The sequence below is a fragment of the Bradyrhizobium sp. CCBAU 11357 genome (genome assembly GCF_028128865.1).
Lineage (GTDB): Bacteria > Pseudomonadota > Alphaproteobacteria > Rhizobiales > Xanthobacteraceae > Bradyrhizobium.
This window is the reverse complement of record NZ_LBJW01000105.1, coordinates 83,752-103,269: the sequence shown is the minus strand read 5'-3', so window position 1 is coordinate 103,269 and position 19,518 is coordinate 83,752. Positions and strand designations below refer to the sequence as shown.

19 protein-coding genes are annotated in these 19,518 nt (G+C 65.0%); 3 read left to right on the top strand and 16 right to left on the bottom strand.

What is annotated here, in order from left to right:
- Positions 1-9: 9 nt before the first annotated feature.
- Genes XI05_RS23410 through XI05_RS23380 form a run of 7 tightly spaced genes read right to left on the bottom strand, consistent with a single transcriptional unit; the run spans position 10 to position 5,472 of the window.
- Positions 10-678 (bottom strand): amino acid ABC transporter permease, encoded by a 669-nt coding sequence (locus XI05_RS23410; RefSeq protein WP_271506112.1) that lies wholly within the window; start codon positions 676-678, stop codon positions 10-12.
- A 51-nt stretch (positions 679-729) separates the two neighbouring features.
- Complete coding sequence (locus tag XI05_RS23405; RefSeq protein WP_271506110.1) at positions 730-1,584, bottom strand: shikimate dehydrogenase; 855 nt, start codon at positions 1,582-1,584, stop codon at positions 730-732.
- A 15-nt stretch (positions 1,585-1,599) separates the two neighbouring features.
- A complete protein-coding gene (gene aroE / locus XI05_RS23400; RefSeq protein ID WP_271506108.1) occupies positions 1,600-2,427 on the bottom strand; it encodes a shikimate dehydrogenase in 828 nt (275 codons plus the stop codon).
- A 3-nt stretch (positions 2,428-2,430) separates the two neighbouring features.
- On the bottom strand, positions 2,431-3,657 hold the full coding sequence (locus XI05_RS23395; protein ID WP_271506106.1) for a CaiB/BaiF CoA transferase family protein: 1,227 nt from the start codon (positions 3,655-3,657) through the stop codon (positions 2,431-2,433).
- Positions 3,654-4,124, bottom strand: a complete 471-nt coding sequence (locus XI05_RS23390) for a MaoC family dehydratase (protein ID WP_271506104.1) — start codon at positions 4,122-4,124, stop codon at positions 3,654-3,656. The genes XI05_RS23395 and XI05_RS23390 overlap by 4 nt, the downstream gene beginning before the upstream one ends.
- A 12-nt stretch (positions 4,125-4,136) precedes the next feature.
- Positions 4,137-4,523: a VOC family protein gene (locus XI05_RS23385; RefSeq protein WP_271506102.1), complete on the bottom strand. Its 387-nt coding sequence runs from the start codon at positions 4,521-4,523 to the stop codon at positions 4,137-4,139.
- Between the two features lie 4 nt (positions 4,524-4,527).
- The gene (locus tag XI05_RS23380) at positions 4,528-5,472 is read right to left on the bottom strand and encodes a ketopantoate reductase family protein (RefSeq protein ID WP_271506100.1); all 945 of its coding nucleotides are present in this window, start codon (positions 5,470-5,472) and stop codon (positions 4,528-4,530) included.
- A gap of 102 nt (positions 5,473-5,574) precedes the next feature.
- Here XI05_RS23380 and XI05_RS23375 point away from each other — a divergent pair, with 102 nt between their 5' ends.
- Positions 5,575-6,555, top strand: coding sequence for a LysR family transcriptional regulator (locus XI05_RS23375; protein ID WP_271506098.1), 981 nt, complete (start codon positions 5,575-5,577; stop codon positions 6,553-6,555).
- Between the two features lie 74 nt (positions 6,556-6,629).
- Here XI05_RS23375 and XI05_RS23370 read toward each other — a convergent pair whose 3' ends face one another.
- The 8 genes from XI05_RS23370 to XI05_RS23335 are packed head-to-tail and all read right to left on the bottom strand — an operon-like array spanning position 6,630 to position 15,893.
- On the bottom strand, positions 6,630-7,406 hold the full coding sequence (locus XI05_RS23370; protein ID WP_271506095.1) for a polysaccharide deacetylase family protein: 777 nt from the start codon (positions 7,404-7,406) through the stop codon (positions 6,630-6,632).
- Complete coding sequence (locus XI05_RS23365; RefSeq protein WP_271506092.1) at positions 7,403-8,248, bottom strand: polysaccharide deacetylase family protein; 846 nt, start codon at positions 8,246-8,248, stop codon at positions 7,403-7,405. Before XI05_RS23365 ends, XI05_RS23370 begins: the two co-directional genes overlap by 4 nt.
- The gene (locus tag XI05_RS23360; protein WP_271506089.1) at positions 8,245-9,786 is read right to left on the bottom strand and encodes an ABC transporter substrate-binding protein; all 1,542 of its coding nucleotides are present in this window, start codon (positions 9,784-9,786) and stop codon (positions 8,245-8,247) included. Before XI05_RS23360 ends, XI05_RS23365 begins: the two co-directional genes overlap by 4 nt.
- Before the next feature lie 14 nt (positions 9,787-9,800).
- On the bottom strand, positions 9,801-11,408 hold the full coding sequence (locus XI05_RS23355) for an ABC transporter ATP-binding protein (RefSeq protein WP_271506087.1): 1,608 nt from the start codon (positions 11,406-11,408) through the stop codon (positions 9,801-9,803).
- Positions 11,405-12,217 carry an ABC transporter permease gene (locus tag XI05_RS23350; protein WP_271506084.1) on the bottom strand — a complete coding sequence of 271 codons (813 nt, stop codon included), beginning with the start codon at positions 12,215-12,217 and terminating at the stop codon, positions 11,405-11,407. The genes XI05_RS23355 and XI05_RS23350 overlap by 4 nt, the downstream gene beginning before the upstream one ends.
- Positions 12,214-13,158, bottom strand: coding sequence for an ABC transporter permease (locus XI05_RS23345; protein ID WP_271506080.1), 945 nt, complete (start codon positions 13,156-13,158; stop codon positions 12,214-12,216). The genes XI05_RS23350 and XI05_RS23345 overlap by 4 nt, the downstream gene beginning before the upstream one ends.
- A gap of 9 nt (positions 13,159-13,167) precedes the next feature.
- Positions 13,168-14,733: an ABC transporter substrate-binding protein gene (locus XI05_RS23340; protein ID WP_271506078.1), complete on the bottom strand. Its 1,566-nt coding sequence runs from the start codon at positions 14,731-14,733 to the stop codon at positions 13,168-13,170.
- Complete coding sequence (locus tag XI05_RS23335) at positions 14,733-15,893, bottom strand: C45 family autoproteolytic acyltransferase/hydolase (protein ID WP_271506076.1); 1,161 nt, start codon at positions 15,891-15,893, stop codon at positions 14,733-14,735. The genes XI05_RS23340 and XI05_RS23335 overlap by 1 nt, the downstream gene beginning before the upstream one ends.
- 67 nt (positions 15,894-15,960) lie before the next feature.
- Here XI05_RS23335 and XI05_RS23330 point away from each other — a divergent pair, with 67 nt between their 5' ends.
- Positions 15,961-16,908: a GntR family transcriptional regulator gene (locus XI05_RS23330; RefSeq protein ID WP_271506072.1), complete on the top strand. Its 948-nt coding sequence runs from the start codon at positions 15,961-15,963 to the stop codon at positions 16,906-16,908.
- 17 nt (positions 16,909-16,925) lie between these two features.
- Positions 16,926-18,269 (top strand): aspartate aminotransferase family protein, encoded by a 1,344-nt coding sequence (locus tag XI05_RS23325; RefSeq protein ID WP_271506069.1) that lies wholly within the window; start codon positions 16,926-16,928, stop codon positions 18,267-18,269.
- Positions 18,270-18,280: 11 nt separating this feature from the next.
- Here the strand turns inward: XI05_RS23325 and XI05_RS23320 are convergent, their stop codons facing one another.
- Positions 18,281-19,507: an aminotransferase class III-fold pyridoxal phosphate-dependent enzyme gene (locus XI05_RS23320; RefSeq protein WP_271506067.1), complete on the bottom strand. Its 1,227-nt coding sequence runs from the start codon at positions 19,505-19,507 to the stop codon at positions 18,281-18,283.
- Positions 19,508-19,518 lie beyond the last annotated feature (11 nt).

The window sequence follows — 19,518 nt, the reverse complement described above, 5'->3', positions numbered from 1 at the left end:
TCGCCTCCCTCAGCGTGTCGGATATGAGAAGAAGCGGTGAGAGATGATCGCAAAGCCCAGCATCAACAGCCAGGAGATCGCGAGGTAGAGGAAGGTGACGGAGAAGTAGACCTCGAAGCTGCGGAACGTGTCGCTTTCGATGCGCTGCGCAACCGACGTCAATTCGTAGGCCGATACCGCCGAACAGATCGACGAGGTCAGCGTCAGCATGATGAACTGGCCCGTCAGCGAGGGGTAGATCGCGCGCAGCGCGGGCTTGAGCACGATGAACCGGAACACCTGCCCTTTGTGCAGTCCGAGCGCGTAGCCGGCTTCGACCTGTCCCTTATGGATGGATTGCACCCCGCCGCGGATGATCTCGATGGCATAGGCGCCGCCATTGACACCGAGAGCGATGATGGCGGTGACCGTCGGATTGAGCTTCAATCCGACGAACGGCAGGGCGAAGAACAGAAAGAAGATCTGCACCAGGAACGGCGTATTGCGCACGATCTCGACGAAGCCGATCACGAGAGCACGCAACCAGGGCGACTTCGAATCGCGTGCCGCGACGCCGGCGACACCAATCAACATCGCGAGCGTCATGCCGGCAAGCGCCAGGCCCAGCGTACCCACGCACCCCCACAGCAGCGCGGGCATGGCATGCCAAACCACCGAGAAATCGAGCGTATAGCCCATCTTGCGTTTCCTCTCGGGCGTTGTCCGTGCCGCTCGCCCATCGGCCGGGTGTCACCCTCCCAGGGATGCAAAGGTCGCGAAAAAGACGTCCGGATCAGGTGAGATGCCCGTGAACAGGCGGAATGCTTCGGTGCCCTGGAAGATCGCCATGCCACCGCCGTCGACGGTGCGGCAGCCGAAGGCGCGCGCCGCGCGCAGCAATGCGGTTTCCAGCGGGAAATAGACGATCTCGGCGACCCATAGATCGGGACGCAGCAGGGAAGTCGGCAGCGGCGTGCCCGGATATTTGTCCATGCCGATCGGCGTCGCGTTGACAATTCCGTCTGCGGCAGCAACGGCGGCCGCGATATCCTGGCCGACCTTCAAGCGCCCTTCTGCAAATCGCGGGGACAAGCCGTCGACCAGGCTCTGCGCCTTGGCCACGTCGACGTCGACAATGGTCAATTCCCGCACGCCGAGCTTCATCAGCGCGAAAGCGACCGCCGCGCCCGCGCCGCCGGCGCCGAATTGGACAACGCGGCCGAGCGGCGCACCTTGCATGTTGCGGCGAAAGTTCTCGGCGAAGCCGAACCAGTCGGTGTTGTGGCCGCTCATTCGACCGTCCCTGATGACCACGGTGTTCACGGCACCAAGGGCCTCCGCGTCCGGCGAAAGCTCGTCCAGGAGCGGGAGAATCGCCTGCTTGCAGGGATGGGTCACGTTCAGCCCGTCAAAGCCCATCCGCTTTGCCGCCGTGAGCAGTTCCGGCAGCGCTTCTGCACCGAGTTTCAGCTCCGTCAGATCGATCTTCTTGTAGAGATAGCGGATGCCCGCGGCATCAGCGGCCGCTTCGTGCATCGGCGGGGTGCGGGACGCCGCGATGCCGCTGCCGATCAGGCCGACGAGGAAGCTGGATTTCGGATGCATGTTCGGCATCGCCGGTCAGCTCAGGGGGACGGTCAGTTCGGCGATGACCTGAGCCGTGCTCGGCCTGACGCCGCGCCACCAGGCAAAAGCTTCGGCCGCCTGCTCCACCAGCATGCCGACGCCGTCGGCCAGCCTGGCGACACCTTCGGCGCGGGCCGCTTGCAGAAACGGAGTCAGTCCTTTGCCATAGGCGAGTTCGTACGCCAGCTCCGCACCGCGGAAGACGTTGCCTGGAAGCGGCGGCATTTCACCGCGCAGGCTGGCCGACGTCGCGTTGACGACGACGTCATAGCCTTCGGCAAGGTCGGCCAGTTCGGCATAGCCGCTGACGATCAGGGGACCACAGCCGGCAAACTCTTCGGCCAATGCCACCGCTTTCGACAGCGTTCGGTTGACCAGAACCAGCTCGGACGGCTCCTGGCGCAGGAACGGCAGCAACGCGCCGCGCGCCGCTCCTCCGGCGCCGAGCATCAGGACGCGGCGGCCGGCGAGTTCGAGACCGAGATTGACAGTGATATCACGCACGAGGCCGATCCCGTCGAAATTCTCGGCAATGATCCGATCACCGACGAACTTCAGGCAGTTTGCGGCGCCAGCTCGCTCGGCGCTTTCCGAGAGCTCGTTGGCGTATTCGAAGGCATCGAGTTTGAACGGAGCGGTGATGTTCAGCCCCTTGGCGCCCTCTGTCCGGAATTGATCAACCCGTTCGTTGAAGCCATCGAGTGGTGCCTCGATCGCCTCATAGACGAGGTCCTGTCCCGTCATTTTGGCGAACGTGCCATGGATGAGGGGTGATTTGCTGAAGCCGATCGGATTGCCGATCACCGCATAACGATCGCTCATGGCTCACTCCTGCACCGCGGCTTCGTTGTAGAGAACACCGTCGCGCACCATCGCCTCGACGAGCTCGGCCGACAAACCCAGCGACTCTGCAATGCGACGATTGTCCTGGCCGAGCAGTGGTGCCGGCGTGCGCACCGTGGTGTCGCAATCGGAGAACCGGAACGGCAGGTTCGGCAACGTCACCTTGCCGAGGACAGGATGCTCCTGCTCGACCAGCATGCCGCGCGCGTGGATCTGCGGATCCTTCACCACCTCTTCGATCGTCTGCACGGGAGCCGACGGCACACCTGCTTCGTCGAGGGCCGCGAGGCAGGCATCCCGGGACGGCTGTGACAGCGTCCAATTGCGCACGATGTCCATCGCTTCGGCATAATGGGCGTTCCGCGCCGCGGGCGTGGTGAAGCGTTGGTCGGATGACAAGCTGCTTCCCCCAATCAGAGTCGCCAAGCGTCGCCACGCATCGTCGACTTGCGCGGCGATGACGAGATTGCCGTCCCTGGCCGGAAAGACGCCGTAGACGGTCGAGTCCGGCTGTCCGCTGCCGGTCTGCTTCGGCAGGTCGGCACCGCCCGAGAGGAAGTAACGCTGAACCGCATAGTCGTGCATCGAGACCATGCAGTCGTACAGTGCGAGATCGATATGCTGGCCGCGTCCGGACGACACGCGGCCAACCAGCGCGGCATTGATGGCAGCCACGCCGTGAATACCGGTATACATGTCGGCCAGCGGCATCCGCAGCAGCGGCGGCGCTTCGCCGGGATTGCCCAGTTGTGCCAAAGCGCCCGACATCGCCTCCGCGATCAGGCCGAAGCCCGGACGGTCGGCATAGGGACCGGTGTGGCCATAGGCGGAAACCGAGCAGTAGATCAGTTCGGGATTCCGCGCCGACAGCGCCTTGTAACCGAGCCCGAGGCGCTCGAGTGCGCCGGGGCGGTAATTCTCGATGAACACATCTGCCGTGTCGATGAGCTTCATCATCATGTCGAGACCGCGCTTGTCGCGCAGGTCGATGCACAATCCCTGCTTCCCCATGTTCTGCTGCAGGAAGTAGCCGGATTGTCCGTCCTTGAAATAGCCGTGGGCGCGGCCCGCATCGCCTGCCTTCGGACGCTCCACCTTGATCACTTCCGCGCCCATCGCGGCGAGGCAGCGGCCCATGAACGGGCCTGCCAGGAAATGGCTGTAGTCGATGACGCGAATGCCTTTGAGGGGCAGATCTTGCGCGGTCATGCCTGCTCTCCTGCGGCCTGGGCCTTAGAACGCATCGGAATCATCAGCCGATGCTCACCGAGCTGCACCACTTCGCCGCGCTGATTGATCAACTCCGAGGGAAGCACCACGATGCCCCACCCTTCGCGCTTAGTTGTTCGCATTGAACCGACGCGAAACTTGACGTGGACGGTGTCGCCGAGCTTGATCGGCAGCTTGAAATCCCATGTCCAGCCCAGCGACATTCCCGGAAGAAAGCGGTAGTCGGCACGGGTCTTCAAACCGTCGGCCAGCGACAGACCAAACAGCCCGTGCGCGACGCGCGTACCGAATGGTGTGGTCCTGGCGTATTCCTCGTCGACGTGGACCGGCGTGAAATCACCCGTCAGCTCGGCATAGGCATTCACCATCGCCTCGGTGACCGTCACCGAGGGTGTGACGCATTCGTCACCGACCTTGGCATCGTCCCAATAGCGCTCGACGGTCATATCGTGTCTTCCTTAGGCTCGTGGATTGATCGCAAGGGCCGCTTCCACGGCGCCTGCGCTGGCTTGCAAGATCTCGACGTTCAGGCCGCCCGGCAGCTCGAGCCAGTTTGGCCCGGCAGGCAACGCCTTGGCGCCCCACGCGGCAGCACGGGCGAGTACACCTTCGTAATCGTCGACCATGATACCGAGATGGGCGAGACGCCCCTCCGGTCCGACGAAATTGGGCTCTTCGATGAGCTGCACGCTTCCGAGCACCCAGACCTGACGCGGCCGGGCACCATCGGCGGGTTGCTCGTCTCGGATCGTGAGACCAAGCACCTCACGAAAGAAGTCGACGTGACGATCAACGTCCGGCACGCGGATCGCGACATGTTCGACATAGGCCCGCGGTAGCGACATCGTCTCAGGCCTTTCCTGGATAATCGCTGCGGGCGTATTCAAGCCCCTTGACCAATGCGACGAGGGTGGAATTGACGGGGGTCGGCACGTTGAGCTTGGCGCCCCAGCGCACGACCGAGCCGTGGATGTAGTCGACCTCGGTCAGATTGCCGGACTGCAAGCTCTGCAACATCGACGTCTTGAATTCGGGCGGCAGTCCAGCGGACGCCATCGTCCAGGCACGGCGCGGATCGGCAATCGAGATCTTCACGCCGGCAGCCTGCGCGACCGCGATACCCTCCGAGATTGCAGCCAGCGCGCAATCTTCCAGAAGCGGCAGCGAATAGAGACCGCCATAGGTCAGCCCGGTCACGGCGGTGATTCCTCCTCCGGCGACGTTGATGAACAACTTGTCCCACATCGTGCCCATGATGTTGTCGCTGAGCAGCGTGAGAATGCCGGCACGATTGAAGGTCTCGGAAATCCGCTGTGCACGTTCCGTCAAGCGTCCATCAAGCTCGCCGATGATGGTTTCCTTACCGACGACCCCGGAGCGAACATGACCGGGGCCGAGCAGCACGCCGCCAACATAGGTCTTGCCTGCCATCACGCGGTCACGACCGACTTCCTCCGAAAGGATGTCCTCGTGGCCAAGACCGTTTTGGAGCGACATCACAACCGTCTGCGGCCCGATGATCGGTGCGGCCGACCGGATCGCATCCCGCGTGTGGTAGGATTTGACGAGGACGACGACGAGGTCCGCCACGATGCCGACCTGAGTCGCCGAGGTACAGGCAGAGACCTTCACGACGGTCTCGGCGTCACCTTCGAGCATCCGCAGACCGCTGGCGTTGATCGCGTCGACATGGGCCTGAAACGGATCGATCAGCCAAACTTCGGCACCACCGCGCGCCAGCGCGCCACCGATGGTCGAGCCCAGGGCTCCCGCTCCGATAAAGCAGATCCTCATCCGAACGCTTCTCCCTCGCCCATTTTGGCGTTGGAAGCGTGCTAGCAAGCCGCTTGATATTTGGATATGCTATGATCCTTATAACCATTATTGCGAAACGCAATGAAGCACCTGGACCTCTCCGAGGCAAACCTTTTGGAGCCGCGCCTGCTCAGGCTGTTTGACGCCCTGTTCACCACCGGCAGCGTCACCAAAGCAGCCGAGAAGCTCGGTCAAAGTCAGCCGACCATTTCGATCTGGCTCGCGCGCCTGCGGAAAGAATTGGACGATCCGCTCTTCATCCGGTCTGCGGAGGGAATGCTGCCGACGCCGCGCGCGGAGGCTCTCATCGGCACGGCCAGACAGGCGTTGGAGATGCTGCGGCGTCTGGCGGAGCTTCGCCCTCAGTTCGATCCGGCGACTGCAAAGCGCCGCTTCGTCATCTGCATGACGGATGCGAGCCACATCACGCTGCTTCCCGCCATACTCGCCCACGTTCGCCGCGCCGCGCCGGGTATCCGCATCGAGGCAGCGCAGATCGGCAGCGAAACGCCACGAATGCTGCAGTCCGGCGAGGCCGATCTGGCGCTCGGTTACATCTCGGATCTCGACGCCGGACACTTCCAACAAGCACTGTTTCCGCAGGATTGGGTCTGCCTGGCAAACGCAGGACATGCCCGGATCCGCGACCGCATCACGATGAAGGATTTCAGGCGTGAGGCGCACGTCCTCATTCGCTCCGGCACCGGACATCAATTGCTCGCGGACGCGCTAAAGCAGCAGCAGATGATCCTCGATGTTGCGCTGGAGCTCCCCGGCTTTCTGGGGTTACCCGCAATCGTCGGAACGACCGACCTGATCGCCACCCTGCCAAGGCACATCGGCGAAACGTTGGCTCACTATTACGGACTGCGCGTGCTCGATTGCCCGCTGGCGATCGCCGGCTTTACGGTCAAGCAATATTGGCACGCCCGCTTCCATCACGACCCAGCGAGCCAATGGTTGCGTGATCTATGCGGGGAGCTTTTTCAACAGCAGGACGTGCGGGGCCTGCATCGTTCCGGTCGGCCACGGAAACGAAGGCCGCGCGATGCGCAGCCGTAAGCCGCGCCTTCGTGACGGGTCCCATTTCCCCGGATTGCCCGGATCTCGTGAGAGCGATGCTGCAAGCCTCTGCTCTACGATTTCAAATCGTACTGACCCGCCATCTCCTCGCAGGTCAGAAACGAGATACCGGGTAGATCTCGTAGCCACGACAAGAGCCTGTCCAGCGCTGCGATCCGGCTCGCCCGCGCGCTGCCGTAATCGCTGCGCGGGTGCAGCGTCAGCGTGATCAGGCAACGCTCGCGATGCATCGCCTCGATCTCCTCGCGCCACATCTTCATGACACGATCATGGGTCTGGCGCTGGCCGTAGAGCGTCGCGTCGATCAGGATCTCGGCATGCGGCACCTCGACCATACCGAAGCCGCCATCGGCATCGAGCCGGTACGGATGGTCGTCGTCCTGGAAGCTCGAATCGTAGCGATAGCCGAGATCGGCGAGGTGCTCGAGCGTGCGTTCGGTGAGCCGGCCATGAGGGGCCCGGAAGCCGCGCGGCGCGCGGCCGACGATCCGCGACAGCGCCCGATGCGTGCGCTCCAGCAGCGCGCGCTCGTCGATGCCGGCCGCGTCCATCTCTTCCATCGCCCAGCCGTGCGCGGCGATCTCATGACCGCGGCCGGCGAGCGCGGCGATGTAGGTCGGATTGGCCTCCGCCTCCGCACCTGGCACGAACACGGTGGATCTGATGCCGTGGCGGTCGAGCAGCCCGAACAGTCGTTCGCAGCCGACTGCATAGGCGTATTTTCCGTAGGAGGCACGGCCAAACAGGGCATCCTCGCCTAGCTGGGTCAGCTCCACCGTCTTGCCCTGGAGGTTGACGGTCACGATGACCGGAACGGCTGGTCTGCTCATTGTCCGCTCCAGTCGCGCCGCCAGTCGGTCGGACGCTTCAGGCACCATTCCGCCAGCTCGAGCATGCCGACGAAGCGCACACCCTCATGGCGCTTGGCATATTTGATCAACCCCTCGACCGCCGCGACGCGTGCGGGCGAGCCTGACCCGTAGCCGACGCGCGGGTGAAAGGTCAGGTTGTAGTAGCCGCCCTCGGCATAGATCGCATCAAACTCCTGCTCCCAATGCGTCAGCACCTCCGACGGCGGCGTGTAGCTGACGCGGTAGAACGGAAAATCGTCCAGGCTCGACGTGTTGTTGGGCAGGCAGACATAGTCGCTGTGCTCCTCGCCGTCGTAGCGCGCGAGATAGGGCAGGTCGAAATCCTTGTCGCTGGAATCGTAGACATAGCCGAGCTCGCGGAGCTTGCGCAGCGTGCGCGCCGTCTTGTGGCCGGACGGCGAGCGCCATCCCCGCGGCGCGATGCCGGTAATTTCCGTGAGCAGCCGGTGCGTCCGTTCCAGCAGCTCCGGCTCGGCATCGCCGGGATCGACGCCTTCGTGAAAATAGCCGTGCGAGCCGATCTCGATGCCGGAGCGGGAGATGTCACGGACGAGGTCGGGGCTCTCCTCGGCATCATAGCCGGAGACGTAGAACGTCCAGGGCACGTTGTGACGCGTGAACATGTCGACAAAGCGCGGGATGCCGCATTTGGCGGAATAGCGGCCGTGGGAGCGCGCCCCGAACGGCAGCTGGCGGCGGCCGCGTTCGAGCGAGGTGCCGTCGAAATCGAGCGTGAGCCCGACGACGCAGCGCGCGCCGTCCGGCCAGGGATGTTGCCTGCGCCGGGCAAGGGAGGTCATCTGACAACCTCGACATTCCAGAAGCGGGGCTTGCGGCCGGCCCACGGCGCATAGCCGCGCACTTTGGGCGATACCGCTGAGACGTTGACGCCGGAGCTCCACACGATCATCGGCGTATCATCGACGAACAGCTTGTGAAGCGCATCGAACAGCGGCTGGCGCGCTTCCGGCGCGGGCGTCTCCATCAGCTTGGCAAGCAGCTCGATCGCATCGCGATTGCCCCAGACCCGATCCGGCTGCACGGCCTTGTCGCCGATGAAGCGGTCGAGGCCGAACGCAGGATCCAGATAGGGCGTGTAGTTCCAGACCATGAGCTGATAGTCACCCTTGTTGTAGCGGCTGAGCTGGGCCGCGAACTCGACGACCTCGACGGTGAGATTGAGGCCCGCCTGCTGCGCCATCGCCTGCACCAGAACGGCGACGTCGTTCATCACCGGAAACCGTGAATTGGTGGTGATCCTGATCGGCTCGCCCTTGTAGCCCGCCTCGGCCAGCAGCTTCTTCGCGCGCCCAATGTCGAGGCTTTGGCCGGCCTGCTCCACCGCGCCGAAGTAACGGCTCGACAGCGGCACGAGCGAGGTGCTTGGCTTGGCGTAACCATCAGTCAGGCTGTCGCTCATGCTGGCGTAATCCAGCGAGGCCGCGATCGCCTCGCGGATGCGTTTGTCTTTGAGCACCGGATCATTCGTCTGCATCACGATCGCATTCAGCGAAGCGACCGGAGCCGAGGCGATCACGAGGCCCGCCGACTTCAGCTCGCCTGCGAATTTCGGGTCGGCAGACGGCCAAAGATCGAGATTGCCCGACTGGATCGCGGCCTTCGCCGCCGCCGGATCGGGCACAATCGACAGCTTGACGCGATCGACCTTGGGCAGCTTGGCGCCGGCGATCCCGTCGGCCGGCTCGCTCCGCGCCCCATAGCTTTCGTTGCGGATGAGCTCGATGAACTGGCCGCGGCGCCATTCGGTGAGCTTGAACGGGCCGGTGCCGATCGCCTTCTGCCAGGCACCATCGGCGCCGACCGAGTCCGGATGCGCGATGCCGGTGCTGTCGCAATCGGCGCGCGCCATCGTGCTCAGGAACGCGCCGCTCGGCTCGGCCAGGCGGAAGACGACCTGCTCCGGCGACGGGGCCGTGATCTCGACAATCTTGATCTTGCGCGTGCCGTCGAAATTGGTCCGGCACGGCCAGGCGGATTTCGGATCGAGGAAGCGCTCCCAGGTCCACGCCACCTCGCGCGAGGTCAGCGGCGCACCGTTGTGGAACGTCAGGCCCTCGCGCAGGGTAAAGGTGTAGGTGCGCCCGTCCACCGACGTCTCGATCGTCCTGGCCAGCATCGGGGCGACAGTGCCGTCGGCACGCCAGGCCACGAGGCCTTCATAGATCTGCTGCAGCACGAGGCCGGTGTTGTCGTCAGGGCTGTTGCCGGGCATCAGGCCACGGATGTCGGTGGTGACCATGCTGCGCAGGACGCTCTCGGCGCGGGCCGCGGACAGCGACGCAAGGACCAGACACAACGCAACGACAAACCGTTTCATACGCAAGATCCCGTTCAGCCCGAGGCGCGCTCTGCCGTCGCCCCGGCGAAATCCAGGACGGGCGCTGCCGCGAGCAGCGCCTTGGTGTAGTCATGCCGGGGGCGATCGAACACGTCGTCGCGCGAGCCCTGCTCGACGATCTTGCCGCCCTGCATCACCACGACGCGGTCGGCGACCTGCTCGACCGCGGCGAGATCATGGCTAATGAACAGGCAGGCAAAACCGTATTGCGCCTGCAGCCGCTCGAACAGTTTCAGCACCTGCGCCTGGATGGTCATGTCGAGCGCCGATACCGGCTCGTCGGCCACGACGAAGGCCGGTTCGCGCACGATGGCGCGCGCAATCGCAATGCGCTGCCGCTGACCGCCGGACAGTTCGTGCGGCCAGCGCGCAGCCAAACCGGCAAGCCCGACCTCCTCCAGCATCGTCTCGACGCGCCTGTCGCGTTCAGCCGACGTCAATTTCGGCACGTGGCGCAACGGTTCGGCGACGATCTCGCCGACGCGCATGCGTGGATCGAGCGAGGAATAAGGATCCTGGAACACGAGCTGCGAAGCCAGGCGGAAATCGCGATCGACGGTCGCGGTCACGTCCCTGCCCCGGAACCTGATCTCACCGCCGGAGGTCGGGATCAGCCGCAGCATGGCGCGGCCGAGCGTGGTCTTGCCCGAACCGCTGCCGCCGACGACGGCGACGGTCTCGCCCATGGCGATGTCGAGATCGACGCCATTGACGGCGGAGACGCCGTTATCGCGGCGGAACAACCGCTGCCGCCCGGCAAAGCCGACCTTGAGCCCGCGCACGCTGACGAGAGGCTCGCCTGCCTGCCGCGCCTTGGTCGCGGCGCCGCGGCGCGGCAGGGCCTCGACCAGACGCTTGGTATAAGCTTCGCGCGGCGAGAACAGGATCTGCCGCGTCGTGCCTGTTTCGACTATCCTGCCCTGACGCAGCACCAGCGCGCGCTGCGCATAGCGCGAGACCAGGCCGAGATTGTGGGTGATCAGCATCACCGAGGTGCCGTGGTCGCGGGCCAGCCCGACCATGAGGTCGAGCACCTCGCGCTGCGTCAATGTATCAAGCGCCGTGGTCGGCTCGTCCGCAATCAGCAGCTTCGGTTTCAGCAGCATCACCGATGCCAGCATGATGCGCTGGCGCATGCCGCCCGAGAATTCGTGCGGATAGGCATCGAAGGTCCGCTCGGGATCGCGGATCTGGACCCGCTCGAGCATATCAATACAGCGCTGCTTGATCTCTCGCCGGCTGAGCCGCTCGTGCAGGCCGAGGCCTTCGGCCATCTGCGCGCCGACGCTGATGGCGGGATTGAGCGAGACCATCGGCTCCTGGAACACCATGCCGACAACAGGGCCGCGCAGCGTCCGCATCTGGCGCGCAGAGACATTCGCAAGGTCGATGCCGTCGAGCACGATGCGGCCGCCGGCCGTGCACAGCCCTGGCGGCAACAGGCCGAGCACGGCGCGCGCCGCCGCCGTCTTGCCGCTGCCGGATTCGCCGACGACGGCGAGGAACTCGCCACGCTCGACGGCAAAGGACAAATCCTCGACGATCGCCCCCTTGCTCGCGGAGGCCTCAATGCGCAGATTCTCGACCGACAGCAGCGTCATCCGTGCGCCATCCTGGGGTCGAGGCGATCACGAAGAGAATCGCCAAGCAGGTTGATGCCGAGCAGCGTCAGCGCAATGCAGAGGCCCGGCGCGATCGAGAGCCAGGCCGCGGTCTCCATAAACGGACGGCTCGCTGCCAGCATGTTGCCCCAGGTCGGCGCCGGCGGCGGAACGCCGAGACCGAGAAAGCTCAGCGCGCTCTCGGCGAGCAGCACCCAGCCGAACATGCTGGTCGCGAGCACCGCAACCGGCGCGATCGCGTTCGGCATCACGTGGCGAAACATCGAATAGGCTTCAGAATTGCCGATGACGCGCGAGGCCTCGACATATTCTTTCTCGCGGATCGACAGCACGGTGCCGCGCACGACGCGGACCACCGAGGGGATGTAGGCGAGCCCAAGCGCCAGGATCAGCCCGGCCTTGTTGGCGCCGACCACGATCATCACCGCCAGTGCCAGCAATATGCCGGGGAACGCCAGAAGCGCGTCGTTGACCGCCATGATGATGCGATCGACCCAGCCGCGGATGTAACCGGCCGCACAGCCGATCACCATGCCGGCGGTCACCGCAAGCAGCACCGTGATCAGGGCAATCACGACACTCGCGCCGGCCCCGACCATGATGCGACTGAGCACGTCGCGGCCGAACTCGTCCGTCCCGAACCAATGCAGTGACGACGGCGCCTGCAGGCGCGCGCGCAGATTGATGCGGAGCGGGTCGAACGGCGTCCAGAATGCAGCCGTGAGCGCCGCACCGAGCAGGAGCGCGATCAAGCTACCGCCGATCGCGGTGTTGGCGCGCATCCTCATGCCACCGTCACCCTCGGATCGAACAGCGGATAGCAGAGATCGACCACCAGATTGACCACGACATAGATCACCGCCGTGAACAGGAGGCAGCCCTGCACCACGGGATAGTCGCGGGCGAAGATGGAATCGACCAGGAGCCGGCCGAGACCCGGCAGCGTGAACACTGTCTCGATCACGGCGATGCCGCCCAGCAAATGTCCGAGCACGAGGCCGATCAGGGTCCAGGTCGGCGCAAACGCATTGGGCAGCACGTGGCGGGCAAGGACGCGCCATTCCGGCACGCCCTTTGCGCGTGCGTGGGTGACATATTCGAGCCTGAGCACCTCGATCGAGGCGGCGCGCGCCATGCGCGTGAGCACGCCGATCTCCACCATGGTCAGCGTCGCAATCGGCAGCACGATGAAGGTCGCCGCCTGCCAGAAATTCTCCGCGAACGGCACATAGCCGATCACCGGCAGCCATTTCAGCTTGAGGCCGAACAGCAGCAGCAGCAGCAGGCCGAGCCAGAAGCTCGGGATCGACAGCAGCAGCGTGGCGCCGCCGACCACGGAGAGATCGAGCAGGCTGTTCTGCTTCCAGGCGGCGACGAGGCCGGCCGGAACGGCGATGCAGGCAGCCGCCGCGACCGCCACCAGCACGATGACGGCACTGACCTGGAAGCGATCGAGGATCAGCGGCAACACCGCCAGGTTGTTGGTGATGGAGTGGCCGAAATCGCCGGACGCAAGCCTGGCGATCCAGTGCATGAACTGAACCGGGATCGGCTGGTCGAGCCCCAGCTCGGCGCGGAGCTGCGCCGCCTGCGCGGGATCGGCGGCATCGCCCAGCATCACCTGAACGGGATCACCGGGAATGAGCCGGACCAGCGCGAAGACCGCGACGGCGACCAGCAGCAGCGTCGGGATCGTCATGGCCAGCCGTCTTGCGAGGTAACTCAACATCCCGACGCCCTATTCGACCGTGACGCCCCAGAAGCGCGGCTGCGGATACAGCCAGCCGGCATAGCCCTTGATGCCCTTGCGCAGCGCCGTCAGCTCGGCGCCGTTGAACAGCACGATCATCGGCACATCGGCGATGAAGCGCCTGTGCATCTCGTCGAACAGCGCCTGCCGCTTCGCCGCGTCGTCGATCATCATCGACTGGCGCAGCATCTCCTGGCCCTCCGGATTGTCCCAGACCTTGCGCGGCTGCGCGGCCTTCGGCCCGGTCAGCATCTCGAAGCTCAAGGACGGATCGAGCCGCGCCGAATAGACGAAAGCCATCGACTGGTAGTCGCCGCGATTGTAGCGGTCGAGCTGCGCCGCCCAGTCCATCACCTCGAGCTCGATATTGATCCCGACGGTCTGCGCCATCGCCTGCACCAGCACAGAGGAATCGAACACGAAGCTGTAGCGCTTGTTGGTGATCATCTTGATCGGCTGGCCGCGGTAGCCCGCTTCCGCCAGCAGCTTCTTGGCTTCCGCGATGTTCTGCGTGTAGCCGTGCGACTGCGCCTCGCTGTAGAACGGGCTGCCGAGCGGCAAAGCGGAATTGTTCGCCCGCGCGGTGCCCATCATCACGGCGTCGACGATCTGGGCGGTATCGATGGAAAGCGCGATGGCGCGGCGGATCCGCACGTCCTTCAGCAGCGGGTCCTTGGTCTGGAACAGGATGCCGGTGAGGCCGAGCGCGGGCGTGATGCTGAGCTGCACGTCCGAGCGCGATTTAAGCTCCTCCAGATCGGGAATCGACAGGCTCATGATGACGTCGAGCGAGCCGCTGAGCAGCCCAGCCTTCGCCGCAGAGCTGTCCGGGATCACGTTGAAGCGCACGCGGTCGACCTTGACGTCCTTGGCGCCAGTGTAGCCGGTGCGCGGCTCGCTGCGCGAGACATATCCGTCGAATTTAACGACATCGACATATTGTCCGCGCTTCCATTCGCCGAGCTTGAACGGGCCGGTGCCGACAGGGGCGATCCATTTGCCATCGGGCCCGACAGAATCGCGGTGGATGATCGCGGTCTGGCCGCAATCGGGCCGCGCCAGCGTCGGGAGGAACAGTGCCGTCGGCTGATCCAGCGTGATGGCGACGGTGAGCGGATCGGGCGCCTCGATCTTCTCGATGCGCGCAATGCCTGTCGCGCTGAACTCGGAGAGGCAGCGCCATTGCGTCGCGGGGTCGAGCCAGCGCTTCAGCGACCAGACCACGTCGTCCGCCGTCACGGAGGCGCCGTTGTGGAACTTGACGCCTTGGCGCAGGCGGAACGTATAGGTCCTGCCTTCGTTCGAAACGGTCCAGCTGTCGGCCAGCATCGGGCCGATCGCCGTGTCGTCACGGAAAGCGACAAGGCCCTCCACCACATGCGCGATCACGCCGTCGGTGTTGGCGTCGCGATTGGTGCCGGGATCGGTGGAGCGGATGTCGGCGTTGAGCCGCGTCCGCAGCAATGTTTCGGCGCCGGCCCTTCCAGGCATGGCCAGCAAGACCAGCGCGGCCAGACCGACCGCCCATGCCGGCGATGGCTGACGCCGCCGCATCACGCAGCCCCCGCGGCGGCAGACCGCTCGAACGCGGCCCGCCCGATCTCGTCGATCTCGAGCCGGTACTCGGTGAACTCGCGGTTGAGCGCCGGCAGCGGCGCCGCCTGCATCAATCCGCTCGCCGGCTCCATCAGGATCATCGCCACGGTGGCGCTGAGATTGTTGCTGAGATTGCGGCGCGGCGGGCGGCAGACCGACCAGGGATAGGCGAACTCGTCGAACAGGGCGTTCTTGACGGTGTCGAAGGTGATGCTGCCGATGTGCGGCTGAAGCAGATCGCGGACGCGAATGTCGCGGTACAGGCTGTCAGGCGTATTGAAGATGCCGGTGTCCTTCAGCTTGCTGAGCGCGACTGGGCTGAGGAAGTTGTTGGCGTGGACCAAAAGGCCATTCTGCGGATGCACCTGGAAGGTCTCGTCGGGCGCGCACTCGAAATCGATCGCCACACCCTCACGATGGCTGACGATCATGTTGTTGGCGGCCGACTTCTTCGTGCAATAGACCGCACGCATCGCCAGCGCGAGATGCTCGTTCTCCAGCACCTTGCGGCGGATCAGCGCCAAGGGCACGCCGGCCTGGCGATAGTCGCGGTCGCTTTCCAGATAGTTCGCGGTGATCGCGATGCCGACGGAATTGAAGCCGCAGCGGCCAAGCGCGCCGGCTTCAGTGAAGGTCATGAGGTCAGGCCCGTCGTCGCGCCGCACCTTCAGCACCACCGCCGTCTCCGCGCATTCGCGCTTCCAGTCCCAGTTCTGGGCGTGGATGAGGCGGCCGCTGGCGGCCGCCTGCGGCATCACGACGACGCCGGTGCAGCCATCGGGATCTTCCGGCGCCTTCAGGCGCGCGCGGATCGCAGGGTTTGCAAGCTTGATGATTTCGGTACGGGCGTTGAGCAGGACGACGTCCTCGAACGGAACGTCGGCGCCCTCGGCGATGCCGCGCATCTCCTCGATATAGCTCGGATCAAAATCCTGGATGACCGGCAAATATTCGCGCACCAGCTCGGCAATTCCCTTGGAGTCGAGCGAGAGCTCCTTCAGCTGCGCGAAGTAATGCGTCGTCCCCTTCTTGATGCGGGCCGCCGCCTTCTGCCCGTACTGACGGCCACGCTCGCGCGGAGGACCGGAGATTTCGATCAGCGGAAAGGGTTCGACCATGGGACGCCAAATTCCTTCTTGAAGTTCCTTTTGCTTTCTCATGAAGGCTAATGTATTTTGTGATGACATGAAACAAAAATCTTTGACCGCGAAATCCGCCGTGGAAAAAGCGGCGCCGAGCCGGCTCCAGCGCGAACTATCGGCCGGGATCATGGACCTGATCCGGAGCGAAGCGCTCGCGCCCGGCACGCGCCTAGCCGAAGTCGCGCTTGCCGATCGCCTGCAGGTCTCGCGCACGCCTGTGCGCGCCGCGCTGAAGCTGCTCGCGCGGCGCAAGCTCGTGCATGCAGGCGCCAGCCGCGGCTATTTCGTCGCTGAGGCCGCCCCCGCCGCGCACAAGACCCCGCCAAAGCCCAGCCCCGACGATACCGACCGGCTGTTCCTCGCCATCGCGCGCGATCGCCGCGCCGGCCGGCTGCCGGAGGACGTTTCCGAGCGCGACCTCATGCAGCGCTATGACGCGACACGGCCGATCGTGCAGCGCGTACTCAGCAAGCTTGCGGAGGTGGCCGCAGTCCAGCGCAAGCCGGGCCATGGCTGGCGCTTCCAGCCCACGCTCGCCGATACGCAGGCGCGCGACGAGAGCTATCGCTATCGCCTCCTGATCGAGCCGGCCGGCCTGCTCGAGCCGGGCTTCAAGCTCGATCCGGCCTGGGCCGCCGAGATGCGCCGCCGTCATCAGGAGATGCTGGCGATGCCATGGAGCGACACCGCCAGCATCGCGCTCTACGAGATGAACGCGGCCTTCCACGAAGGCCTCGCCGCCGCATCGGGCAACCGCTATCTGCTGGTCGCGGTTCAACAGCAGAACCGGCTACGGCGCTTCGGCAACTACGACTGGACCTTCGGCCACGAGCGCGTGATCGTGAACTGCCGCGAGCATCTCGCCATCCTCGACCAGCTCGAAGCCGGCCAGAACGAGGCCGCAGCTGCGCTCCTGCGCCGGCATCTCGAAGGCGCAGCAAAGCTCAAGCGCAGTCCGGCCAATTCCAACACGCCATCCAAAGCCTCCTGACCTTTGCAAGAGTTGCCATGAACATGAATGCCTTCTCCTCCAACAGCCCCCTCACCCGCGAGGCCATGGAGCCGTTCTGGCTGCCGATGACGCCGAACCGCCAGTTCAAGTCGAAGCCGCGCATCTTCGTCGGCGCCGAGGGCATGCACTACATCACCGACGACAACAGGCGCATTCTCGACGGCATGGCGGGGCTGTGGTGCGTGAACGCCGGACATGCGCAAGGGCGCATCGTCGAGGCAATCCAGGCGCAAGCCGCGAAGCTCGACTTCGTCTCCTCGTTCCAGATGAGCCATCCGGCCGCCTTCGAGCTCGCCCGCCGCATCGCCGAGATCGCGCCCGCCGGACTCGACCACGTCTTCTTCACCAATTCCGGCTCGGAATCGGTCGACACCGCGCTGAAGATCGCGCGCGGCTATCACCGCGCCCGCGGTGAAGCCAGCCGCATCCGCTTCATCTCGCGCGCAAAAGCCTATCACGGCATGGGTTGGGGCGGCCTGTCGGTCAGCGGCATCGTCCGCCACCGCAGGGATTTCGGGCCGCTGCTGCCCGAGGTCGATCACCTCCCGCACACGCATAGTCCCCAGCACGCGGCGTTCTCGCGCGGGCAGCCGCAATGGGGCGCGCATCTCGCCGACGAGCTGTCAAAGCTGCTGCAGGTGCACGATCCCTCGACCGTCGCCGCCGTCATAGTCGAGCCCGTGACCGGCTCCGGCGGCGTGCTACCGCCACCGGTCGGCTATCTCGAGGGGCTGCGCCAGATCTGCGATCAGCACGGCATTCTCCTGATCTTCGACGAGGTGATCACGGGCTTCGGTCGCCTGGGCGCAGCGTTTGGCGCCAACGCCTTCGGCGTGACGCCCGACCTCATCACCTGCGCCAAGGGCATGACCAATGCCGCCGTGCCGATGGGAGGCGTCGTCGTCAGCGGCAAGGTCTATGACGCGCTGATGCAGGGGCCGGACAACGCGATCGAGCTGTTCCACGGCTACACCTATTCGGCCCATCCGCTGGCCTGCGCGGCCGGTCTCGCCGCGCTCGACGTGTATCAGGATCTCGGCCTGTTCGAGCGGGCGCGCCGCCTCGCGCCGGTGTGGGAGAACCATGCGCACGGCTTGCGCAACCTTCCCCATGTGGTCGATATCCGCAACATTGGGCTGCTCGCCGCAATCGATCTGAAACCGCGCGAGGGTGCGCCGGGCGCGCGCGGCAGCGAATGCGCCAATCGCTGCTATGAGGACGGCATCCTGATCCGCGGCAGCGGCGATACGCTGCTGATCTCGCCGCCTCTGATCATCACCGAGGAACAGATCGCCGATATCTTTGCGGCCATTGGCCGCGCATTGAACAGCATCAGCTGACGGCCGACCTCCTAAAGTGCCGCCACCGTTGCAAAGCCGTGCTCCGCGGCCTCGAGAGCCGCGGCGATGTCGGCCTCGGTGTGGGCGGCGCAGAGGAACATGTTGTGCTTGGGATGGAAGTAGACGCCCCTTGCGAGCATCGCGCTGCAGAAGGCCGAACCTTTCCGATAGTCCGGGTCCTCTTCAAACAAAAGGGTCGGCATTTGCACAGGTCCCGATTGACGGATCGAAAGACCGAACTGACGGGAACGCGTCTCCAGGCCATCACGCAGCGTCTGCCCGAGCTGCGCGAGGCGGGTCGGAACATCGTCCCTGCGCACGATCTTCAATGTCGCGACGGCAGCAGCCATGGCGACGGCGCCGGCCCAGAATGAGCCCGTGACGAAGACCTGGGAGGCGGCACGGCGCAGCCAATCGGCTCCGGTCACAGCCGCCAGGGCATGACCGTTGGCGATCGCCTTGCTCCAGGCCGACAAGTCGGGCCGAACACCAAGACCTTCCCAGCTACCCGCGGCATTCAGGCGGAAGCCGGCGCGAACTTCGTCGATGAGCAGCGCGGCCCCCTTGCCGTCGCAGATGCGACGCGCCGCACGCGCGAACTCTGCGGTTGGAAGTTCCTGGTCGCACCCGAGATCGTGGCGGAACGCCGAAATCAGGATTCCGGCAAGATCATCGCCCGCCGCCTTGGCCGCCGCCTCGACGCTCTCGACGTCGTTGAACGTGAAATATCCAAGATGGGCGCGATCCTCCGCGGTCACACCGAGAAGCGACGGTGAGCACCACGGCACGGCACCATGATAGGCCCCCTTGGCGACGAGGATCTTTCGTCGACCCGTTGCAGCCCTTGCGATCGTGACGCACGTCGTCGTCGCATCGGTGCCGTTCTTCTGAAACTGCGTCCAATCGGCATGTCCCACCATATCGACGACAAGCTCGGCCAACTCGACCATGACTTCGGCCGGACCATTGAGGCAGTCGCCGTCGCGCCGCTGACGCTCGGCGGCTTCCTCCACCTCGGGATGGTGATGGCCAAGCAGGTTGGGACCCCAGCTGCACATGAAGTCGACGTAGCGATGACCATCGACATCCCAGAGCACGCCGCCCTCGCCGCGGCTGAAGAACTGCGGATACGTCTCCGGCAACTTGGCCGCGTGGAGATGTCCCCACATCCCGCCTGGCACGACCTTCTCGGCCCGCGCCCGCAGGGCAGCATCCCTTGTCCTGATCATCTCCGGCATGCTCTCTCTTC

Coding starts and splice junctions, on each gene's coding strand:
- XI05_RS23395 (WP_271506106.1), bottom strand. CDS start 3,657: ATGACCGCGCAAGATCTGCCCCTCAAAGGCATTCGCGTCATCGACTAC.
- XI05_RS23410 (WP_271506112.1), bottom strand. CDS start 678: ATGGGCTATACGCTCGATTTCTCGGTGGTTTGGCATGCCATGCCCGCG.
- XI05_RS23375 (WP_271506098.1), top strand. CDS start 5,575: ATGAAGCACCTGGACCTCTCCGAGGCAAACCTTTTGGAGCCGCGCCTG.
- XI05_RS23355 (WP_271506087.1), bottom strand. CDS start 11,408: ATGACGCTGCTGTCGGTCGAGAATCTGCGCATTGAGGCCTCCGCGAGC.
- XI05_RS23385 (WP_271506102.1), bottom strand. CDS start 4,523: ATGTCGCTACCGCGGGCCTATGTCGAACATGTCGCGATCCGCGTGCCG.
- XI05_RS23390 (WP_271506104.1), bottom strand. CDS start 4,124: ATGACCGTCGAGCGCTATTGGGACGATGCCAAGGTCGGTGACGAATGC.
- XI05_RS23320 (WP_271506067.1), bottom strand. CDS start 19,507: ATGCCGGAGATGATCAGGACAAGGGATGCTGCCCTGCGGGCGCGGGCC.
- XI05_RS23325 (WP_271506069.1), top strand. CDS start 16,926: ATGAACATGAATGCCTTCTCCTCCAACAGCCCCCTCACCCGCGAGGCC.
- XI05_RS23345 (WP_271506080.1), bottom strand. CDS start 13,158: ATGTTGAGTTACCTCGCAAGACGGCTGGCCATGACGATCCCGACGCTG.
- XI05_RS23370 (WP_271506095.1), bottom strand. CDS start 7,406: ATGAGCAGACCAGCCGTTCCGGTCATCGTGACCGTCAACCTCCAGGGC.
- XI05_RS23365 (WP_271506092.1), bottom strand. CDS start 8,248: ATGACCTCCCTTGCCCGGCGCAGGCAACATCCCTGGCCGGACGGCGCG.
- XI05_RS23340 (WP_271506078.1), bottom strand. CDS start 14,733: ATGCGGCGGCGTCAGCCATCGCCGGCATGGGCGGTCGGTCTGGCCGCG.
- XI05_RS23405 (WP_271506110.1), bottom strand. CDS start 1,584: ATGCATCCGAAATCCAGCTTCCTCGTCGGCCTGATCGGCAGCGGCATC.
- XI05_RS23335 (WP_271506076.1), bottom strand. CDS start 15,893: ATGGTCGAACCCTTTCCGCTGATCGAAATCTCCGGTCCTCCGCGCGAG.
- XI05_RS23360 (WP_271506089.1), bottom strand. CDS start 9,786: ATGAAACGGTTTGTCGTTGCGTTGTGTCTGGTCCTTGCGTCGCTGTCC.
- XI05_RS23380 (WP_271506100.1), bottom strand. CDS start 5,472: ATGAGGATCTGCTTTATCGGAGCGGGAGCCCTGGGCTCGACCATCGGT.
- XI05_RS23350 (WP_271506084.1), bottom strand. CDS start 12,217: ATGAGGATGCGCGCCAACACCGCGATCGGCGGTAGCTTGATCGCGCTC.
- aroE (WP_271506108.1), bottom strand. CDS start 2,427: ATGAGCGATCGTTATGCGGTGATCGGCAATCCGATCGGCTTCAGCAAA.
- XI05_RS23330 (WP_271506072.1), top strand. CDS start 15,961: ATGAAACAAAAATCTTTGACCGCGAAATCCGCCGTGGAAAAAGCGGCG.